The sequence below is a fragment of the Microbulbifer variabilis genome (genome assembly GCF_023716485.1).
GTDB lineage: Bacteria > Pseudomonadota > Gammaproteobacteria > Pseudomonadales > Cellvibrionaceae > Microbulbifer > Microbulbifer variabilis_B.
On record NZ_CP092418.1, the window covers coordinates 1,163,290 to 1,184,480 of the forward strand.

18 protein-coding genes are annotated in these 21,191 nt (G+C 49.6%); 5 read left to right on the plus strand and 13 right to left on the minus strand.

Annotated features, from left to right (window positions below; translation table 11 throughout):
• Nucleotides 1-526 precede the first annotated feature (526 nt).
• From MJO52_RS05100 to MJO52_RS05115, 4 genes are all read right to left on the minus strand, one after another.
• A complete protein-coding gene (locus MJO52_RS05100) occupies nt 527-1,180 on the minus strand; it encodes a DUF4279 domain-containing protein (RefSeq protein WP_252084867.1) in 654 nt (217 codons plus the stop codon).
• Nucleotides 1,181-1,935: 755 nt separating this feature from the next.
• Nucleotides 1,936-2,562, minus strand: a complete 627-nt coding sequence (locus MJO52_RS05105) for a hypothetical protein (RefSeq protein WP_252084868.1) — start codon at nt 2,560-2,562, stop codon at nt 1,936-1,938.
• Between the two features lie 940 nt (nt 2,563-3,502).
• On the minus strand, nt 3,503-3,850 hold the full coding sequence (locus MJO52_RS05110) for a hypothetical protein (RefSeq protein ID WP_252084869.1): 348 nt from the start codon (nt 3,848-3,850) through the stop codon (nt 3,503-3,505).
• 51 nt (nt 3,851-3,901) lie between these two features.
• Complete coding sequence (locus MJO52_RS05115; RefSeq protein ID WP_252084870.1) at nt 3,902-5,725, minus strand: ATP-binding protein; 1,824 nt, start codon at nt 5,723-5,725, stop codon at nt 3,902-3,904.
• A gap of 851 nt (nt 5,726-6,576) precedes the next feature.
• Between MJO52_RS05115 and csrA the strand changes: the two genes are divergently transcribed.
• Nucleotides 6,577-6,765, plus strand: coding sequence for a carbon storage regulator CsrA (gene csrA / locus MJO52_RS05120; RefSeq protein ID WP_252084871.1), 189 nt, complete (start codon nt 6,577-6,579; stop codon nt 6,763-6,765).
• A 143-nt stretch (nt 6,766-6,908) separates the two neighbouring features.
• Here csrA and MJO52_RS05125 read toward each other — a convergent pair whose 3' ends face one another.
• The 6 genes from MJO52_RS05125 to MJO52_RS05150 all read right to left on the minus strand — a co-directional run bounded on the left by MJO52_RS05125 (nt 6,909) and on the right by MJO52_RS05150 (nt 14,062).
• Nucleotides 6,909-7,307, minus strand: a complete 399-nt coding sequence (locus MJO52_RS05125) for a hypothetical protein (RefSeq protein ID WP_252084872.1) — start codon at nt 7,305-7,307, stop codon at nt 6,909-6,911.
• A gap of 120 nt (nt 7,308-7,427) precedes the next feature.
• Nucleotides 7,428-7,775: a hypothetical protein gene (locus MJO52_RS05130; protein WP_252084873.1), complete on the minus strand. Its 348-nt coding sequence runs from the start codon at nt 7,773-7,775 to the stop codon at nt 7,428-7,430.
• A gap of 498 nt (nt 7,776-8,273) precedes the next feature.
• The gene (locus MJO52_RS05135) at nt 8,274-11,048 is read right to left on the minus strand and encodes a valine--tRNA ligase (RefSeq protein WP_252084874.1); all 2,775 of its coding nucleotides are present in this window, start codon (nt 11,046-11,048) and stop codon (nt 8,274-8,276) included.
• A 147-nt stretch (nt 11,049-11,195) separates the two neighbouring features.
• On the minus strand, nt 11,196-12,059 hold the full coding sequence (locus tag MJO52_RS05140) for a hypothetical protein (protein ID WP_252084875.1): 864 nt from the start codon (nt 12,057-12,059) through the stop codon (nt 11,196-11,198).
• A 15-nt stretch (nt 12,060-12,074) separates the two neighbouring features.
• Nucleotides 12,075-12,506 carry a DNA polymerase III subunit chi gene (locus MJO52_RS05145; protein ID WP_252084876.1) on the minus strand — a complete coding sequence of 144 codons (432 nt, stop codon included), beginning with the start codon at nt 12,504-12,506 and terminating at the stop codon, nt 12,075-12,077.
• 89 nt (nt 12,507-12,595) lie between these two features.
• Nucleotides 12,596-14,062, minus strand: a complete 1,467-nt coding sequence (locus MJO52_RS05150) for a leucyl aminopeptidase (RefSeq protein ID WP_252084877.1) — start codon at nt 14,060-14,062, stop codon at nt 12,596-12,598.
• Nucleotides 14,063-14,249: 187 nt separating this feature from the next.
• On the opposite strand from MJO52_RS05150, the gene lptF reads away from it, so the two are divergent.
• Nucleotides 14,250-15,380: an LPS export ABC transporter permease LptF gene (gene lptF / locus MJO52_RS05155; RefSeq protein ID WP_252084878.1), complete on the plus strand. Its 1,131-nt coding sequence runs from the start codon at nt 14,250-14,252 to the stop codon at nt 15,378-15,380.
• The gene (gene lptG / locus MJO52_RS05160) at nt 15,373-16,434 is read left to right on the plus strand and encodes an LPS export ABC transporter permease LptG (RefSeq protein ID WP_252084879.1); all 1,062 of its coding nucleotides are present in this window, start codon (nt 15,373-15,375) and stop codon (nt 16,432-16,434) included. Before lptF ends, lptG begins: the two co-directional genes overlap by 8 nt.
• A gap of 27 nt (nt 16,435-16,461) precedes the next feature.
• On the opposite strand, the gene MJO52_RS05165 is transcribed toward lptG, so the two are convergent.
• The 3 genes from MJO52_RS05165 to MJO52_RS05175 form a co-directional block, all read right to left on the minus strand.
• Nucleotides 16,462-16,959: an RDD family protein gene (locus MJO52_RS05165; RefSeq protein WP_252084880.1), complete on the minus strand. Its 498-nt coding sequence runs from the start codon at nt 16,957-16,959 to the stop codon at nt 16,462-16,464.
• Nucleotides 16,960-17,035: 76 nt separating this feature from the next.
• On the minus strand, nt 17,036-17,383 hold the full coding sequence (locus tag MJO52_RS05170; RefSeq protein ID WP_252084881.1) for a hypothetical protein: 348 nt from the start codon (nt 17,381-17,383) through the stop codon (nt 17,036-17,038).
• A 550-nt stretch (nt 17,384-17,933) separates the two neighbouring features.
• Nucleotides 17,934-18,623 carry a class I SAM-dependent methyltransferase gene (locus MJO52_RS05175; RefSeq protein WP_252084882.1) on the minus strand — a complete coding sequence of 230 codons (690 nt, stop codon included), beginning with the start codon at nt 18,621-18,623 and terminating at the stop codon, nt 17,934-17,936.
• Between the two features lie 83 nt (nt 18,624-18,706).
• Here MJO52_RS05175 and MJO52_RS05180 point away from each other — a divergent pair, with 83 nt between their 5' ends.
• Entirely contained in the window at nt 18,707-20,341 is a 1,635-nt protein-coding gene (locus MJO52_RS05180) for a GMC family oxidoreductase (protein ID WP_252084883.1), read from the plus strand.
• Nucleotides 20,338-21,141, plus strand: coding sequence for a putative RNA methyltransferase (locus MJO52_RS05185; protein WP_252084884.1), 804 nt, complete (start codon nt 20,338-20,340; stop codon nt 21,139-21,141). Before MJO52_RS05180 ends, MJO52_RS05185 begins: the two co-directional genes overlap by 4 nt.
• The last annotated feature ends 50 nt before the right edge of the window (nt 21,142-21,191 follow it).

The window sequence follows — 21,191 nt, forward strand, 5'->3', positions numbered from 1 at the left end:
GCCAAGGGCACCGAAGCCGGGTGATCTAGTGGGTAGAGTCAATGATGCAGCTGTGTAGTGAAAGTTCACGTTCTTATCTGGGGAGATCTGTTTAGCTTGCTGCTTTGAAGCTGTCAGCGTGACCGCTGACTTATTAGTAGGCTCAATCCGCTAGCCACCATTGCGGGGGTGAGAAACAGCGGTGAAACACAGCAGCGCTTCGTTCAGTAATGATCAAGGTGATTAAACAGAAGTCAGCTGACGGCATAGTAGCCTAATGCCAAGGTTAATACCTTGGATAGGGTGAAGGCCTGAACCCTAAATCCATGAGTTAAAAGACGGGGCTAGCCTACGGATATGATGCCAGTCGGATATAAAATTAATGTAGCGCACCGCCATGAACTCAACTCAAATGAAGAGCTGTTCGACACTATCGTTAGGTAGATATGTATAAAGGGTAGGGAGCCACCTATTGTGGACCTGCATGATGGGTGGTGTGGGGGCCGGTAGCTAGAAACTACCGGCTACCCGATTTATGGGGCATCTCCTACTCGATTTCATTTCCAGTTATATAAGTATCAACATCTAGCTCCAAGTTTAGCGAGCTGAGTCGATGTAATATTTCTAGATCCAGGTGAATACCCGCATTTGCGCTTATATATTGATGCCTACAGATAGAAATATAGGCTTTTGAATTTTCAACTAACTTGCGAATCGCCCCTGATGACCTTTCTAAATCTATAAGTAAATTAAGCAGCTTCTCCTCAAGACCATATGCTTCATTTACGACCGGCTCGTAAGAAACTCTCGAAAATTTGTATACTCTCTTTCCACTTTTATCAATATCACCTTTAGACCAGCCAGTTAGGGAATTATATGGAAGGTAGCTCGACAACTCATCGTATCCCAATGCTTCCGATGTAGCTGTTAAATATACCCGGTGACCAGACTCAATCCATACCCACTCCACTTGTGGAGTATCCCCTTTAGAAAGGTTTACTACGATAAAAAATTGCTCTTCCTTTATGAAAAAATAAACGGCAATAGAGTCATTGATATGGTCTAAATCAATCCTCGCTACACGAGGAACTTCGTTTTCAAGCTCAACCTCCATAACTTGAAGGTATTGCTTCGTAATCTCAAATGTAGGCTGCCTTAATTCCTGAATGGCTATAGATACATATTTTTTTGAATCTATCATTCTATAAATTTACTCTTGATAGTAAGGCCCCATAACGCCGGCAGCAGCCACCGGAGGTAAATGCCATTTTTTGTGTAGCTCCACCGCACAAAAGGTGGCAGTTGCCTGAGGTCGATTGCCTACGCTTGATACGCCCAGCATGAGCGTGAACTAATGGGGTGAAAGTCCCCTGTAGGAAGATCACCGTTTAATGGGCTCCATTAAATGCTAACTACTAGTGAATGATACCGTGGAGTCTTGTGGGGAGGAATTCGCTAGCAAAACTACGAGCTGGTGAACAGAAGTATCTTATATGGCTTGGTCTAGAGGCGAGGTGGCCAAGGGCACCGAAGCGGGTAGAGTCAATGATGCAGTTGTGTAGTGAAAGTTCACGTTCTTATCTGGGGAGATCTGTTTAGCTTGCTGCTGTGAAGTTGTTGGCGTGGTCGCTGACTCATAAGTAGGCCCAACCCGCTAACCATCATCGCGGGGATAGACAAAAGTGGTGGGACATAGCAGTGCCTCGGTCATTAATGACCGAGGTGATTAAACAAAAGTCAGCCGACGGCATAGTAGCCAAATGCCTAGATTAATACCTTGGATAGGGTGAAGGCCTGAACCCAAAATCGATGAGTTCAAAGACAGGACTAGCCTACCGATATGTTTCCCGTTAGATAAAGTTGAGGTAGCGCAATGCCATGACACTCAACTTAAGTGAAGAGCTGCTGGACACTATCACTGGGTAGAGACTCATTATGAACGCCCAAAGCAGCGGTTTATCCGCTGCCTTTGTTTGTTATAAGGCGTTTCTCTAATTTAGAAATGGCCTTTAAAACCATCTTCCTATTTTTCGAAGTCTTCAACCACTTTGGATGTCTCGTGAAATAAGACCATTTTGTACCATCCCCTTCTCTTAATTGAGCAGAGGTATATAGTTTGAGCTGTTCCAAATGAGTTGCCCCATAAGCCCAAACAGTGCCATGACGAGTATCTTCTTTTAAAGCTAGCTCTAAGCCAAAAAAAGGATCAATAGCATGATCAGTCGGTTCGGTACGAGTGAACTTTAAAGATACTTCATTTTCTGATTTGCATTGGGGGCATTTAGATTTCGTAGACTCGCCATTTATTTTGCTCGCATCATCAAATACTTTCTCTACTCGTACCCACTGATGACCGCATGTACTACAAGGACGACGCCCCATTCCTAGAACAGGTCCGTGCCAGCCATCACGATCTGTTTGTAATGAGTGAGAACAACCGTGACAAAAGAATGTAGCATGCCAATCTTTCCAGTATGGATTTCCGCTGAAAACTCCAACCTCATTACACTTAGGGCACACAGCTTCAACTTCTGTTGCCCAATGTAAAAGAGGAAACCCTTCATCTAAATATCTAGTGTTCATAATGTCTTAGGCTTATAACACCGGCCAAACAAGCGAGCAGAACGCAGTGTGCGAGTCCAGCCGAATGAGCTTTTCGCATCTGGCGATTGTGCTGGCCCTTGGTACGCCCAGCATGGGTGTGGACTAATGGGGTGAAAGTCCCTTGTAGGAGGATCACCATTTAATGGGCGCCATTAAATGGTAACTATCAGCGAATGGCAACTGCTACACAGTGAGGTTTTGTGGGGAGGAAGCTGCTAGCAAGACTATGAGCTGGCGAACAGTAATATCCTATAAGGCTTAGCCTGGTGGGACACCGAAACGAGGTGTTCTAAGGGTAGGGTCAATGATGCAGTTGTGTAGTGAAAGTTCACGTTCTTATCTGGGGAGATCTGTTCAGCTTGCTGCTGTGAAGCTGTCAGTGTGGCCGCTAACTCATAAGTAGACCCAACCGCTAGCGACCATCACGGGGGTAGATGAAAGTGATGGAGTACAGTAGCACCTCGGTCAGTAATGGCCAAGCTGATTAAACAGAAACCAGCCGACGGCATAGTAGCCAAATGCCAAGATTAATACCTTGGATAGGGTGAAGACCTGAACCCAAAATCCACGAGTTAAAAGACAGGGCTAGCCTGCCGATCTGTTTCCAGTCGGATAAAGTTGAGGTAGCTCACTGCCATGACATTCAACTCAAAAGAAGAGCTGCTCGATACTATCGTTAGGTAGAGGTCCATTACGGATAGGGAACCTCCCATTGCGGACACGTACGATGGGTGGTGTGGAGGCCGGTAGCTAGATGCTACCGGATACCCGATTTAACCCATTCCAACTATTTGCACGTTTATAATTTGATGGAATCTATTTTGGTACCTTCTGATACATCTTTTAAGTGATTGAAAACCTGGCCAGTAAAGGAAAGATGCACACTGAAATCGGTTTGTTCTAAATTATCTAAGCTGAATTACCCACCTAATATAGGAGGCGTCTTAAAGCTATAGACATTATTTGGCTCAAAAATATTCCCAGAAGCTCGAAGCTCTCCGATAACTTGAACCGAAATATTCTCAAGAATAAACTCTTTTTGAGCTAGCAATCTTTGGGATTCTTCTCCATTACTTACAATACTAGAGTGTATATCCTGCACGAATACATCTCCCATTGCAGTCGCAAGAACCGGAAGTTTAGTTTTTCCGATGAGCCATGACCAATCAGATAATAATGAATCGCGGTCGAAACTTTGAATACTAATGGTAATTTCGTTTAACGTTATATTCTCGAAATCTTTCCTTAGAGTTAACGTCTCAAGCACCGGCGTAGCAATGCTGCGCCAGCGTTCTTTGACTTGTTATAACCCGCTACACTAGTTTAGAAAACCAGCCATTGTAGCGAACCACTCTTTCACTTCTCCGTTAGGGTCTCTTTCATGAATCAGATTCGCAGTCATAAGTGGAAAAGCTTTTTCTGCAAGGCGTATTTTGGCATTACTGTCTTTCATAACACCATCATATTCTTGTGCAGCTGAATATGCTTCTGCGAAAACCTTAGGCGTTGCTTTTCCATCCTCATTAGGTTGATCTGTTACAACAACATCTACATCAAAAGCCTCTTTTATTACATCTGAGTGCAGGTAACTCTCGATTTCATGTTTTTGTGTAATGAAACCAATTGAACCGTCGCCACGCGCATTAACTTGCTCAATTACACCAACATAACTAGACACATCAGCATCGTAGATGTGTATTTCAGGTCGTCCGAAACCTTTTAGATAATTATCGTTCACCCAATGTTTTAAATTGCCACCGCCTAGAACAACGAAAGCGACTCTTTCATCAGTAGTTAAATCAGGAATCGAATTGTCTTCTAGATGTAATGCGCGGCTTAACGCTTTTAATGCTTTGACGTCTGTTGGGCCTTCAACACAGCAAATTAACTTAACTCGGCTATCTGGCGTCACTCCAAGAGTTTCTGCTACTTTTCCGAGTACATCTACTCCACTTTCTATGCAAGGTTTGGCATTTTCATCTCGTGTAACGAAACGAATACCTTCTATTGGAAGATCACTAGCAAATCCAGGGTTATGAGTCGTAAGTATTACCTGACAATTATGTTCACTCGCAAGATCTGAAAAAGCCTGTTGAAGTATCTTTTGATTGTTGGGATGTTGAGCGGTTTCAGGGTCCTCTACAGCGTAAATAATTCCTTTTTTGCTACCTTGAGTGAGGAGCCTTTCTGCTTCAGCCTTAAAGAAACTAACTAAGACCAATCGGCGCACACCGCTTCCACGTTTATTTAATGGTATACCATCCGTGCTAAGGCTTACGGAAAATAAGCCTGTCCATTTCGCTGGAGACGGAGGAGTAAAATCGGGAACTAGTTCTGATGCAAGAGTTTTATCTATGGTTTTAAGTGCTTCATGAGTATTGCTGGCAATCTCTTCCGTCCTTACTTTTACTCTTTTCTGAATTCGTTCAATATCATCCTTAACTTCGGCTATTGCAGTAGCAACAGCTGCCTTCATAGGGTCTTGAACTTCTCCATCTGAATCTTTACTACTCCTATCACTTTGAAACAGGGCAAACAAAGGCAAATACTTATCAAGTTGCTCCCAGATTCTTTTGCTGTCTTCTTTAGGTTTTGTTACCGGTATCTCTATCTCTTGAAGTTCCAAGTTTTCAGCATTTTCCCATATAGCTTTTCGCATTAGAGGGTTGCCTTTAAGAGCGCTATCAATGCCCTGATCTTTTATTATTTTCTGAAGATCTTTTTCTTTAAGTTCAAGTAAGCTGTTTATGCCAGCAGCTGTAGGGTGGTGAGCAATAATAAAAACATCACAGCTTGGCGTTTTCTTTCCACAATCAAAGACCTTTTTGATTTTTAAGGTTGACTCAGGTGTCAATAAATATTCGTTTCCTAGTGTAGTTTCATGCCCACTATTAAGGATTATTCTGTCTGGAAGCTTCGTGAATTCACAGGTGATACAAACCACTTTATCATCGTTAGAGATGTTTGCATCATCTTGGCTAATCTTTACTGTATCATTGTTGAAGAAGATCTCTAAAGCTTCTAATACCGTAGACTTTCCTATATCGTTTTTGCCAATAAAAGTAGTAAGGTCATCTATCTGAACCTTAACGCGGTCTTTGTAGCAGCGTATATTTTCGATTTCTACTGATATAAGCTTCATGAAAACTCCTTTTAAGGATTATAGCAGTGTATTCAAAAGCAGTCGCATTATATCACCAGTCAATATATTTCAAGAGGAGAAAAACCCTCTAGCCAGAAAAAACATACAATCAGTATGTTAGCCTGCACCGGTGGAAAAATACTCTAGTGAATATATTGCGTCTGTATTATATCCCGATATTTTGCTGCTTTTGATCTTCGAAATAGGGCGCACAGAAAAACAACAGGGTGTATATAAAAGCAGCAAGGTGAGGCTGTTATTGATGATCTATTGCTTCTGGGTTCCAAAGCGAAAGGCCGAGATGAGTACCAGTCTAAACGCAACCGAAATTTTCAAAGCGTAAGAAACCAAAAATATAGGCACAAAAACAATCTTATTGGATTTTATTCAGTTTGTTTTAGTGTCAAAGCTGCGTAAAATCGGTGGATATTTATCGGTATTTGGGGCGTCATTAAGCAGCCTTCTAAAGGCCGATGCCCAAAGAGCTTCAAGAAACCCAAGAATTTTCTAAAAGAACCATTCCCTCAAAGGAGAACGGTAGCGTGACGTAAGAGTAAGTAAAAGGCGCTGACCCAAGGTGCGCTAACACCTGGGGCCAGCTAACCAAATTGATAACTAGACTATCAAAATGGCTATATGGATCATACGCTAGAAACCCGCTCGTCTTCAATAAAGTGGAGTCCATTCAGTAGTTTGGGGCGTGTCCCTTGGCTCTGGAAGCGTTGCGTCTGCCTTTTCTACCTCTATGCCTACCGTTCTCGCGCCCCACCTGATACTTCCTTAAAAGTTACTTTCAAATCCTTCCATTAAGGGAGGTCTACGCATGGTTTGAGTACGAATAGGAAACAAATATGTTGATCTTAAAGCGCCGAACGGGTGAAAACTTGCGGATTGGAGCGTGCGTCTCAATTACGGTATTGGAAGTTAAGGGTAATCAGGTAAGGATAGGCATACGTGCCCCCAAATCTCTACCCGTTCACCGTGAGGAAATCTATAGACGTTTGCAAAAGGAGAGGGTGCTGGGGGATGGAGTTGGTTGAGATTACGGAGCGCCCTAAGCAAGGGCGCGCGTTGGCGTGTTCAGTCCGCCGGGCGATAGGGTTAACGCTTGCCGCACGGGCCGGAGGCGCGAGGGGCCGAAGATCCAGTAAATACATAGCATTTACGATCGTGCCGGCATTTGTTATGCATTTTTGCTCTTGATCGTTGGAATTGCATCGGAAAGTATAGAAATACAACCATTTGTAGTACCTACAAACCACTCTTTAATTTCTATAGCTTTACTTACATTTAGCATATCAGGCTCGCAAGCTTCTCCATTGCTCCAACCCCCAGTCAAAACTTGAAAGACGTGAACAGGTGGAGTAAAAGCGCCACTTTCCCAGTAGCACATTAGATCGCCCTCATCTAGATAGCGATAACCGCGAACGAATTCAAAATTTACAATAAGGTACATACGGCTTCCCTTTACATCAACCGTATCTACAGTAATTGTTAAACCATTTTCATCATCAATAACTTTGAAAATATCGCTTTCATATTTGTCTTTTGTGTGTTCTGGGCCAAATGCTACAACTTTCATGAAATTAATTTATCCGATGCATAACGCCTCAATAATCGGCAGCCAGTGGCGAAGCCACACTTTTGGCTGTCCGGCGCCGAAGGCGCGTAGTTAATTGACTTGTTAAGTGATTTACACTACTCAACCAATTAGATAGATAGCTAATGCGAGCACTAAAGAGCCTACAACAAACCCGGCAAGAAATGCAGCCCGAACAATGCTGGCTTGATTTTTTGCATTATTCCGGCCGAGCTCACTAAGTGAAGATGCCAACTTAGTTTCAGCTTGCCCTTGCATTTGAGAAAACTTTCCCCTTTCTAAATCGGAAAGCCCCTCATCATGAGTTTTTACTGCAAACTGAACCACGAAGGAATACATGCTCAAGATTGCAGAATACTTCCTCGCCTCATCAATATCCTCCATCCCTGATACAACGTTAGATTCGATATTTGAAGTATTTATGTGTTTAAAAGTATTTGTTACTTCCATGGCTTATATTAACTTAACATTTATATAGTAATTATTCTGACCACTATTATCATGATTGCGCTCCTGGAATCAATCTAATGAAGGAATGCAGAAATGTCACTTTGGCCACTACCCCCAATGAATAGACTTTCTCCAACTCACGGTTATGCCTATAGCTTTCAATCATTCATGATCTTTATAAAAAATAACAGCCAAACCAATCGGAAATCATGTTGATTCCTTATTAGTTACTTAGGAGGGTTGCAAAATTGAGCGGTACTTAAAGCGTTTTAACGTGCTTTAGGTCGTATATCACTTCGGTAAAGCTGATTTTGGAGCTGACAAACCCATGGACGATGCGGGTATATTACGTACATACTCAGGTTCTGAAGTTGATAGAAAATCGAAAGGCACTAGGGCAAGAGGGGGTTGCTTGATTTATATCACAAAAAGAAAAGGGGGCAGAGCCCCCTTTTTTAAATCAGATCCGCTCTTTAATGGAGCAGATTACCAGAACCATTAAAGGTTGCTGATTTCCTCAAGTTGCTGTTGCAAACGCTCGTGAGCACCTTTCATTTCTGCAAGCTTGTCCTTCTCCTTGGCAACAACGGCTTCGGGGGCTTTGTCTACAAACTTGGGATTGTTGAGTTTGCCTTCAACTCGTGCGAGTTCTTTGGAAAGTTTATCAATCTCTTTTTGTAGACGGGCGCTTTCGGCTTTAACGTCGATCAGGCCGGCCATGGGTACCAGCAATTCCATATCGCCTACCAGGGCAGTGGCGGAGGCGGGTGCAGCTTCTCCACTTTTCAGCCAGGTGATTTCTTCTAGGCTCGCCAGTTTGATCAGCAGGCTGCGGGCTTGTTCCAGCAGTTCTTGGTCACGGCTGGAACCGCCGCGCAGAATCAGTGGGATTTTCTTCGCCGGGGAAATATTCATTTCACCGCGAATATTACGCACGCCTTCAATAACCTGCTTCAACCAGGCAACAGCCGCTTCCGCTTCCTCGTCGATCTTGCTGCTATCGGCTTCCGGGTACTGCTGCAGCATAATGGTGTCACCGTTGGAGCCGGCGAGGGTTTTTACACGCTGCCAGATTTCTTCAGTGATAAACGGCATCAGCGGGTGGGCCAGACGCAAAATGGTTTCGAGTACGCGGATCAGGGTACGGCGGGTTCCTTTCTTCACCGCGTCGGAGGCGTTGTCGTCCCACAGTACCGGTTTGGACAGCTCCAGGTACCAGCTGCAGTACTCGCTCCAGATAAAGTCGTACAGGGCCTGTGAGGCGAGGTCGAAGCGGTAGGTGTCCATGGCTTCGCGTACGGTGATTTCGGTGCGCTGCAGCTGGGAAATAATCCAGCGGTCGGCGATGGTCAGTTCATAGTCGCTACTATTGTCCTGGCCACAGTCCTGTCCTTCACAGTTTTGCAGAACGTAGCGGGAGGCATTCCAGATCTTGTTACAGAAATTACGGAAGCCTTCGATACGGCCCACATCAAACTTGATGTCGCGGCCGGTGGATGCCAGGGAGTAGTAGGTGTAGCGCAGGGCATCGGTACCAAAAGCAGAGAAACCTTCGGGGAAGTCCTTGCGGGTTTGCTTTTCGATTTTCTCGCGCAGGTGCGGTTGCATCAGACCAGAGGTGCGCTTCTCTACCAGGGTCTCCAGGTCGATACCGTCGATCAGGTCGATGGGATCGATCACGTTGCCCTTGGATTTGGACATCTTCTGGCCGTGGTTGTCGCGCACCAGGCCGTGCACGTACACGGTGTTAAAAGGTACTTCCTTCTTGAAGTAGAGGGTCAGCATCATCATGCGGGCGACCCAGAAGAAAATAATATCGAAGCCGGTAACCAGTACGGAGCTGGGGTGGAAGGCTTTTAGCTCTTCGGTATCTTCTGGCCAGCCCAGGGTACCGAAGGTCCACAGGCCGGAGGAGAACCAGGTGTCGAGTACGTCGTCGTCCTGGCGCAGGCTGATATCGGTGCCCAGGTTGTGCTTCTCGCGCACTTCCTCTTCGCTGCGGCCAACATAGACATTGCCGTCGTTGTCGTACCAGGCGGGGATGCGGTGGCCCCACCACAGCTGGCGGGAAATACACCAGTCCTGGATGTCGCGCATCCAGGAGAAATACATGTTTTCGTAGTTTTTCGGTACGAACTCAACGCGGCCATCTTCAACGGCGGCGATGGCTTCATCGGCTAGGGGCTGGGTTTTTACGTACCATTGATCGGTGAGCCAGGGCTCGATCACGGCACCGGAGCGGTCTCCGTGAGGTACCTTGAGGGTGTGGGGCTCAACTTTTTCCAGCAGGCCGAGGGCGTCCAGGTCGTCGACAATCTGGGTGCGCGCGGCAAAGCGCTCCATGCCTCGGTATTTTTCCGGCACTGCGTCGTTCAGGTGGGCGTCGGCATCGAGGATGTTGATCATCTCGAGGTTGTGGCGCTGGCCCATCTCGTAGTCGTTGAAGTCGTGGGCCGGGGTGATTTTTACACAGCCGGTGCCGAATTCACGATCGACGTATTCGTCGGCAATAATCGGGATTTCGCGGTCGGTCAGTGGCAGCTTGATGGTTTTGCCAATCAGCTGCTGGTAGCGCTCGTCTTCCGGGTGTACGGCTACGGCGGTATCGCCGAGCATGGTTTCCGGGCGGGTAGTGGCAACTACCAAGTGGCCGGAGCCATCGGAGAGTGGGTAGCGGAAGTGCCACAGGTGGCCCTGCTTCTCTTCGTTTAATACTTCCAGGTCTGAGATTGCAGTGTGGAATTTCGGGTCCCAGTTCACCAGGCGCTTGCCGCGATAAATCAGGCCGTCTTCATAGAGTTTGATAAAGACTTCCTGCACCGCTTTGTAGAAGCCGTCGTCCATGGTGAAGCGTTCGCGGGACCAGTCGGGGCTGGCGCCCAGGCGGCGCAGCTGGCGGGTAATGGTGCCGCCGGACTCTTCCTTCCACTCCCAGACTTTCTCAATAAACTTGTCGCGGCCCAGGTCGTGGCGGGATACGCCTTCGGCGCCCAGCAGGCGCTCTACCACCATCTGGGTGGCGATACCGGCATGGTCGGTGCCCACTTGCCACAGGGTGTTGTCTCCCTGCATGCGGTGGTAGCGAATCAGGGCATCCATGATGGACTCCTGGAAACCGTGGCCCATATGCAGGCTGCCGGTGACGTTCGGCGGCGGGATCATAATGGAGTAGGGCTTGGCTTCTGTATCGCCGGAAGGCTTGAAGTAGCCGTTCTCCTCCCAGGTTTTGTACCACTGCTGTTCGATGGCGTTGGGCTGGTATGTTTTGTCCATGCGGGTGGGAAACCTTGTGTTAACTGACTGCGGGCGCAGCATTTTGGCTCAGGATAGTCTGGTGCTTGCTCGGGCTGCGCGGAAAAGGCGGCAATTATACCGCCGGGGGTAGGGTGGGCAAAAGGCAGCTTTGGGGCTAAATCGCACTCAGTCCCAGATCTCTAGTTCGTCGACCACTTTTTCTATCTGGGCACGCAGCTGTTTTTCCAGTTGAGGAAGCTGTTGGGCTACCAATTCTTCAATCAGGTCGCTGCGCTGGCGCTCTTTCTCTGAGGGCTCCAATTTTTCTGTGGGGCCCTCCCGCTCTGCGATCGCCTGGGCCATCACCAGTGCCTGGGTGCGGGTACCCGCACTGGCGGTTTCGATGGTCTCGGGTTTGGTTTGGGGCTGCCTTTCATGGGATGGAATACGCCCCCCGGTAAGCCGCGAGCGAATATGGGCTGGCAAGAAGGGGTTGTCGGGTGCTGGTACGGGAGCCTCCGCAGCTGTATCCGTTGCGGTTGTACGATCCGTGTCAGTCCCCTCACTATTCGATTGAGCGTTATTGCCAGGCTGGTCATCATGGTCATGGGCTGACGCTTCCTGGGAAGCCTGCACTTGGGGTTCTGCCGTTGTTTTGCCAGGCAGGTTTTGTAAGGGGCGCAATAGGGCTAGATCCGATTCGGCCAACTGCACTTTATGTTCTTCACCCAGTGTCTCCTCGATTGGGGAAAATAATATGGGCAGGTCCTCCTGCTGCAGCAGTTCCTCTTCTAAGGCGTCATCCATTGGGGAGGGGAGTGGAGCTTCTGGCTCGGTGGATAACAATGGAGGCTCTGTAGGAGGCGCAGCGGTTAGGGTTTTTGGCTCATCCTTCCCCGTTACTTGGCCTGCTACCTGGTTGAGCAGTGGGATTTCATCGAGATCGTCACTGTTGAGTAGGTCGTGCAGTGAGTTCAGCTCATCGAGCAGCTCGCTGGAAGGTTTGCGTGGTTGTCCGCGCTGCTTGTGCTTGTTCTTTCGACCGGACATGGCGGTAGTTAGTGATTACATGCTCTGGTTGATCTTATGGGATTGTAACGGATATCCGCGATCACGGAAGTGACCAAATCGCGATCGTGAGCGTTGCAGGGCATTGGCTTCTTGAACGACGATCTCGGCGAGACGTTCGAAGCGGCTGAACCAGTTGGGGACTTTGCTGCACAGGTTGATCAGTAGGCCGTGGTGTGCCTGCGGATCTTCACCGCAGTTGATTTCGATGGCTGCCTGCTCGCCATTCGCTTGGTTGGCATGGGGCAGGAAACTGTCTTCACGGAAGGTCCACAACAGCTGGTTGAGTTGCTCGGCACGTTCCTGATTATCCACGGCAAGCAGAACCCGAAGACCGTTGCGATAGGCCTTTTCCGCCAGGCGACAGGCGAAGATATCCGCTTGCTGGGGCTGATCGGAGGATAGGATGTAAAAGTCGATACGGGTCATGCTGGCTTTTATTTGTACAGAGACGACAACGGCCCGCGAGGGGCCGTTACGGCTGCCGCTCGGGGGCGGCTATTGTGCGCTTTTGCCAGTTATTTTCCCAGCAGGTATTCCACCAGTAGCGGTACCGGACGTCCGGTGGCCCCTTTGGCGGCACCGGATTTCCACGCGCTACCGGCGATATCCATATGTGCCCAAGTGTACTCTTCGGCAAAGCGGGACAAGAAACAGGCGGCGGTTACAGAGCCGGCATCGCGGCCGCCGATGTTTTGCATATCGGCAAAGTTGGAGTCCAGGGCGGGCTGGTACTCATCCCAAAGCGGCATTTGCCAGGCGCGGTCGCCACTGGTTTCGCCGGCCTTGAGCAAGTCTTGGGCGAGTTCTTCGTTATTGGCATAGAGGCCAGTGGCGTGGTGGCCGAGAGCGATTACACAGGCACCGGTGAGAGTGGCGATATCGATGACCGCGCGGGGCTTGTACTTGCTGGCATAGGTAAGTGCGTCGCAAAGTACCAGGCGGCCTTCGGCATCGGTGTTCAGAATCTCGATAGTCTTTCCGGACATGGAGGTGACGATATCACCGGGCTTGCTGGCGCGGCCGCTGGGCATATTTTCTGCGGCGGCGACCAGGCCCACCACATTGATAGATGGTTGCAGCTCCACCAGGGCGTTCATCACACCGAAAACACAGGCCGCACCGCCCATATCGTATTTCATTTCATCCATAGCCTGGCCGGGCTTGATACTGATACCACCGCTATCGAAGGTAATGCCTTTGCCCACCAACACAATGGGTTTTTCACTGGTTTTACCACCCTTGTAGTTCATGGCGATCAGGGCGGGGGGCTGGTCACTGCCTTTTGCTACGCTGAGAAGTGCGCCCATTCCAAGCGCTTTCATTTTTTTCTCGTCGAGCACAGTTGTGGAGAGCTTTGTGTGTTTTTTGGCCAGTGTACGGGCCTGAGCTGCCAGATAGTTGGGTGTACAGATATTGCCAGGCAGATCACCCAGTTCCCGTGCTACATTGCTTCCCAGTGCTTGGCCGGCACCAATCTCCATCCCTTTTTGGATGGTTTTTAGCTGCTTGCGATCAATGGCATGCAGGGTGAACTTGGTGAGAGGGTAGGGTTTGGCATCAGTGAGGCACTGGGTGAAGCGGTAGGTGGCCAGACCTGTGGCCAGCGCAATCTGCTGGGCCTGCCAGGTTTTATCAGCCCCTTTTACTTCGAGCTCGCACAGGTAGCTGGTAGCGTCTTTGAACTTTTTCACCACTGCGGCACTGGCGCTGGCCAGCTTGCGGAACTCTGCCTGGCTGATGTCTCCCTTGCCGGTGCGAACTACCAGCACACGCTCACTGGGTCCGTCCAGCAGGTCGATTAACTGGGTGCTGCCGGGTTTTACGCCCAGGTCGCCGCGCTTGAGAATTTTGCCAATGGTTCCTTTTGCGAGTTGATCGAGGTTTTTACCGCTGGGGCTTAAGCCATTTTTAGCATCAGCTGAAATAACGGAACAGGCTGCGCGCTGTTTGGAGATATCCGAGACCTTTGCGGAGAACTGCATTTTTCGCTTTCCTTAAAATCTGACAATAGATTGCATAGCTCTGAACCGAGACATAGCAAGAATTTTTAGTGATAATGCGTCGCACAAGTTTAACCTGCTCGTCTATGGATTGCTGTACCTAGTGGGCAACTTGTTCGACTGAAGTCCAATTCATCACACCGCTGTCACCAAGGAATTCGTTCGCCCTGTGATTATTTTCCGCTATCTCTGCCGCGAGCTGCTGTTTGCCACGCTGGCGGTCAGCGCAGTTTTGCTATTAATGGTGATGAGTGGCCGATTTGTGAAATACCTTGCGGAAGCCGCCGCAGGGGACCTTTCGGCTAATATCCTTTTCTCCTTAATGGCCTACCGCTTACCGGGATTCCTGGAATTGATATTGCCACTGGGATTATTCGTCGGGATTCTTTTGGCCTATGGGCGCCTCTATATAGAGAGCGAAATGACAGTGCTGCACGCCTGCGGTTTCAGCGAATGGCGTTTGCTGTTTTACACCCTGGCACCGGCTCTGGCAGTGGCTTTGTTTGTGGCATCAATGAGTTTGTACCTCACCCCCGCTGGTGCCGAGCGTTCCAATCTGATGCTCAACGCGGAAAAATCCCGCAATGAGTTTGATCACCTGATACCGAAGAAATTTATATCCACCAGTGGCGGCCAGGCAGTGTATTACGCAGAGGCCCTGAGTGAGGATAAGTCCACCATGCTGGGAGTGTTCCTTGCCGAGTTGAGGGCCACGGAAGCAGAAACAGAAGCGAACCATCAGGTGGTTATTCGTGCCAAAGAAGGGGTCCAGCAAATCGATCCCGAGACAGGGCTGCGCTACCTGGTACTGCGCGATGGCTATCGTTACGAGGGCGTGCCGGGACAGCGGGAATACAGGCAGATGTCGTTTTCCAGCTACGAGGTACTAATGGAACCACCACGGTTGCGCAGTCGTTGGCGCGACCAAATTGAGTCGGCCCCCACTACGCAGCTGATTGGCAGTGACAACCCCAGGGAGACGGCCTACCTCTACTGGAGGCTGAGTTTGCCGGTATTGGTGTTGGTGGTTGCGGTGCTGGCAGTACCACTATCGCGCACTAATCCGCGCCAGGGACGCTTTATCAAGATGTTCCCCGCGATACTTTTGTATCTTATTTATCTGCTAATCCTGCAGGGGGTTCGCGGGGCTGTAGAGGATGGCAAGTTTGCCAACCCCGCGGTGATCTGGTTGGTCCACCCCCCCTTCCTACTAATTGGGTTATTGCTTCTGGCGGCGAGGAATTGGCGTCCTAAACCCAGACTATTGCCGGAAGGTGTTAAGGAGTCGGCCGATGTATAAGCTGGATATGTATATTGGTCGTACCATTGCCCTAGCGGTTTTCGTGGTGCTGCTGATTATTCTCGGCCTGGATATTATCTCTGCAATTGTCGACCAGCTAGGGGACTTCAAGCGCGATTACGGCTTTAGCCAGGCATTACAATATGTCCTGTGGAGATTGCCAGGGCGTATCTACGAGCAGTTGGGCTTTTCCGCCCTCGTGGGATGTATGGTGGGGCTGGGAACACTGGCTGGCACCAGTGAACTGACCGTTATGCGTGCGGCTGGTGTCTCTATCGGCCGTATTGCCTGGGCGGTAATGAAACCAATCATTCTGTTGATTTTTATCGGTTTGGCCCTGGCGGAGTTTGTGATTCCCAAGACCAATGTAATCGCCGAGAACAACAAAGCACGCGCCCTGGGTGAGCTCGAAGCGAGTGGCCTCGAAAGTGGTATGTGGTTAAAAGACAGTGGCGAATTTGTGCACTTTAATGCTGCCCTGCCAGATGGTGAACTCTATGGCGTAACCCGTTACCACTTTGCGGATAACCGGGAGCTGCAATGGGTGGAGTTCTCTGAACGGGGGCAGTTTCAGAATGAGCAGTGGCTGCTTAAGAACAGCCGCAGCACCCAGTTCCTGCAGGAGGACACTCAGAGTAAAGACCTGCCAACCAGTGTATGGAAAGCGGAGGTCTCGCCGGAGTTGTTTGCCCTGATCGTGCCGCTGCCCTCAGACCTTTCTCCGCGCAACCTCTGGGATTACGGTACTTACCTGGATCGTAAGGGGGAAGATTCCGGGCGCTACTGGCTGGAGTTTTGGAAGAAAATACTGCAACCACTGACCATTGCCAGTTTGGTTATGGTGGCAATTTCTTTCATCTTTGGCCCACTGCGTGAAGTAACCACCGGGTTGAGAGTTTTTACCGGGATTATGGTGGGGATCATCTTCCAAACTGTGCAGGGGATACTCGGCCCCTCTTCACTGGTTTTTGGTTTTCCACCACTGCTGGCTGTACTGCTACCGGTTCTTCTTTGTTTTGGTGCGGGCTGGCTATTACTCAAGCGGGCCCGATAGGGCCCCTTGAGCTTAATTTGTTGGCAGTTACCCTTTTTTCTTCTTTTTGGGTAAAAGGCGCACTTGAGACTCTGAAATCAAGTCGTGCCAAGTAGCCTTGTCGGAGCGGGCCCAGGCGGAAAAGTAGCCGAGGCCCAGGCAGGCGATAGAGAGAGGGGCGACAATGGCTCGCAGGATACATTGGCGCCAAGTAAGCTGTACGCCATCTGAATTCGCCACGATCAAGCGCCACGCGCGCATTCCCACAGTTTGTCCGGCTACCCGCCAGGACCAGAAGAAGTAGCCGGCGATCACCGCTAGAGCGCCCAGTTGATAAATTGGTCCGCCGACACATGGGCTGTAATCCATAGCTTCTGGCTGGCAGCTTAACCCACCAAATACCGAGGCCACTGGCAGGGCTATAAAGCCGTATACCATCATCAGTCCCATCAGGATTAGCAGGTCGTACATCAGGGCCGCCAAGCGCCGGCCGACGCTGGCGATTGGAAGTTCGGTAAATGAAGAAGGGGTACTTGAGCTGCTCACGGCTATCTCCGCCAAAATCGATTGGCGGAGATTCTAACAAAACTAGGGGAGGGCAAGGGCAAGTCGTCTGCCAGGTCTAAAATTCGTACTCGAAAGAAATCTTGAATTTGTCGTCAGAAAGGTTGATGCCATAATCTACCGAGTTGCCTATCTTGCCCCGATTGGTGGTGTAACGCAGAAGACTTTTCTGCACCGTGCTCTTGTTGCGCTGCTTGTAGGTATCTAAACCAATCTTAACAATTTTGAATAGTGCCTTACCGCCAGTGGTTGGTCGAAACTCACTGGGGTAGGTATGCATTTGTAGCCACTGGTAGTTGAGGCGTCGTTGTGTACTATTCATGGAATTACTGCGAAGATAATCTGCGGCTTGGAATAGTGCAGCATTGTCCATGGCGAAGGCACTGTCGGAGAAAAACAGGTTCACGGATTGTATATTTAGGGCTTGTTGTGAATCGGGGATAAAAAGTTCGTCCGCAGAGCAGATACAACAGGTGGGAAAAAGCAGTAATCCAACTGTTTTGGGTAAGGATTTGCCCGGTCTGATTCTGAAACTGCAGAGTGCCATTCTATCTACCCCAGGTGTTGCATCTCATTTCGGAAGGCCGCAAGCGGTCGTTGAATTTATTATGGGATACCCACCTAGAAGCGTTTTCCCATAGAAAATAGGCGGCTTCTGCTACTTCACTTACTGGACAGTCGCAAATTGTCGGAAACATCCCTGAAAGCCGCATGGATTGGACCCTTTTCCATTTTTGTCCAAGCAGTCGTAGCTGTGATCAGGAGAGCGCCAATGTTTTTTTATTATTTTTTTGATATTGGTGCGCCATGGTTGATGAAAAAACGGTCTTGTTTTGAGCGCCGTATTTGAGGGGAGCTTGTGGGTTTTCAGTAGACTTGAGCGCGAAAGTGTCGCTGAAAGCGACTACGCTGATATCCGGGCATTCAAAAACTGGCGCCAGTAACTGCTTTAGGGGTTAAGGGCAAACTTGTCCTGCCAGGATTAATGAGGCAGGTTTTCCGGTGGTTGGGTTGAGGGGTTCTTGCAGGGTGGTGAGCATCAATCCATGTTCGATGAATAATTGGGTCCAGCTTGATAGTGTGCGGAAATACCAGGGCGCTGCCTCCTGAAAATCACCCTCTACACCTTGCCAGGAACCCGGTCGCCATCCATCCAGGTACTTTTCATCGCCACAGGAGAGTAGGGGATGTAAAGTTTGGAGGAGTAGATAACCTTGTGGGTTGAGCAGGGAGCAAGCCCTGTGAAAAATGGCATTGGTGGCTTCCTCCCCAATCAGAGAGAAGTTGCATACAATCAAATCAAATTTACGCTCAAATGCCTGCGGATCTAGCTCTTCATAACAAACGGTACGGAATTGTTGCCGTTCTTGCCCTCGGCGCTTGGCTTCATTAATTAACTCGTCCACGCCATCAATCCCCCAGACATCCATACCCTCTGCTGCCAGGCGGCGGGATAGCCATCCTTCACCACAGCCAATATCCAGCACGCTGGAGGGATTATGCGCAAGGACAGCCTCAAAAATTGCCTGGTCGGTGATCAGCCTGCGGCTGGGTATTGCCCCCCGATCCACCACCTTCACCCACTCGCCGGCATTATTGTGCCAGCTGTGTAGGACTTTATTGTCACTAAATTCGCAATCCCTCATCTTTGCGTTCCTTCATCTCTGTAATTTTGACGAGGTTGAGTGTACCGTCGAGGAAAATCCAGCTGCAAAGGTGCTGAGGTCCCATGTCCACTCAAATGGTGTTTGATTATGTGATCGTAGGTGCCGGCTCTGCCGGCTGTGTATTGGCCAACCGGCTGAGTGCTGATGAGCAGCATCGTGTTTGCCTGCTCGAGGCAGGACCCCCGGATCGCAGTCCATTGATATCCATGCCCCTGGGTATCGGGATGTTGATGTCAGGCACAGACTATAACCTCCACCATTACACGGAACCACAGCAAAGCCTGAACAAGCGTCGATTGTTCTGGCCGAGAGGCCGTACCCTCGGTGGCAGTAGCGCGATTAATGCGATGGTTTATATCCGTGGTCAAAGTGAAGACTATGATGCCTGGGAAGCCGCAGGTAATGCAGGCTGGGGATGGCGTAGTTTATTGCCTTACTTTCTTCTCTCGGAGGGCAATGAGCGTGGCAGTGATGCGCACCATAGTGGCTATGGACCGCTCACGGTAAGTGATCTGAAGTGGAAAACTGAGTCTGGGCAAGCTTTCCTGCGCGCAGCTCAGTCTGCTGGACACCGGGCAAACAGTGATTTTAATGGCAGCCAGCAGAATGGAGTGGGCTTTTACCAGGTAACACAGCGCAGAGGTCGGCGGTGCTCTGCTGCAGCAGCCTATTTACATCCGATAAAAAAGCGCCCCAATTTACGAGTGCTCACGCGTAGTCCAGTCGCTCGGCTGATATTGAGAGGTGATAGGGCTGTGGGGGTGGAATTGCTCAATGGTAAAAAAATATTGGCCAATAAGGAGGTATTACTCTGCGCAGGCGCAATACAGACCCCGCATTTGCTATTGCTCTCAGGCATTGGCCCACAAGAGGAACTACGTAAGTTTGATATTCTGCCGCAGAACCACCTGCCAGGGGTGGGTAAAAACCTCCAGGACCACCTCGATATCTCTCAGGTGGTGGAGACCTCAGACCCAATCACTTTTTCGAATGACTTGTGGGCGAGAGTGAAGCACGCGATGCGTGCGCCTGAATGGTTCTTCCTGAATCGGGGCCCATTGACCAGTAATGTTGCCGAAGCGGGGGGATTCGCGAGTTCAACCTTGGCCAACGGCCGCCCGGACATACAATTCCACTTCACGGCAGTGCCATCCTTTGAACACGGTTTCAATAAACAGTCGGGGTATGGTTACACCTTGCATGCATGTGCATTGCGTCCCAAAAGCCGTGGTGAAATAACTCTCAATACAGAGGACCCCAAGGCCCTGCCGAGTATCCAACCCAATTATCTTAGCGAGCCTGAAGATATGCAGGTGATGCTGGAGTCATTCGAAATGGCTCGGGACATCATCCACCAGGAAGATTTACAACGCTACCAGAAGCGCCTCTGGCTGCCGGAGCATAAGCTCAGCAGCAAGGCTTCCATCAAACACTATATTCGTCAGCATGCCGAGACAATTTATCACCCGGTGGGCACTTGTAAGATGGGCAATGATGATCTCGCAGTAGTCGACGCGGAGTTAAAAGTACATGGAGTAGATGGACTGAGGGTTGTGGACGCCTCCATAATGCCGGCCCTGATCAGCGGTAATACCAATGCACCGGTGATCGCAATTGCGGAGAAGGCAGCGGATCTTATTTTACAGCGCACCCCTCCCTCAATGATGAAGAATACACAAGTTCAGGAAGTTGAATGATTTGGCAATGTCCCCTCTGCGCAACGCCATTGACGCTGGGTAAAGATACCTGGCACTGCAGTAACCGGCACAGTTTTGATCGCGCGCGGGAGGGTTACGTTAATTTGTTACCCGTCTATCGCAAGCGGCGCAAGGACCCGGGAGATTCCACAGAAATGCTGCATGCCCGTCGCCGCTTTCTCAAGGCGGGCTATTATCTCCCACTAGTGGACACGATTACCGCGCTGCTGCCCTACCAGTCTGGGCGCCGGCTTTTGGATATCGGTTGTGGCGAAGGTTACTATTTACGCCAGTTGGAGTCTGCCGGATGGCACGGCCATGCGTTGGCCGGGGTAGATATTTCCAAGTCAGGCGTCCGTATGGCGGCTAAAGCCGACAGTGGTGCTCAGTTTGTTGTATCCAGCAATACCAACCTGCCAGTGGCTTCAAATAGCGTGGATCACCTCTTACGTATTTTTGCGCCTGCACCGGATACTGAGATGCTTAGGGTAATAAAGGAGGGGGGGCATTTGCTGGATGTTTCTCCCGGTCCGGATCACTTGTGGAGTTTGAAGGGACACCTCTACCGGGAACCTCGTAAACACCCAGCCCCAAAGTTGATTGAGGGGCTGTATCCCGAGGTCGATTTACGCTGCTGTTTTCCTTTTGAATTGCGCGGGCACGAAGCGATTGCGGATTTTCTCGCGATGACGCCTTTTGCCTGGAAGGGCAATCGAGAGGCTCGCGCGGAGCTGGAAGAGCAGGAAAGCCTGGTTCTCGAGGCGGATTTTATTGTTCGTCGTTTCATCAAGAGAAAATAATCTAGTAGAAATGACAGCGAAATACTTTGTGTATGCGTTGGTACTCCCTG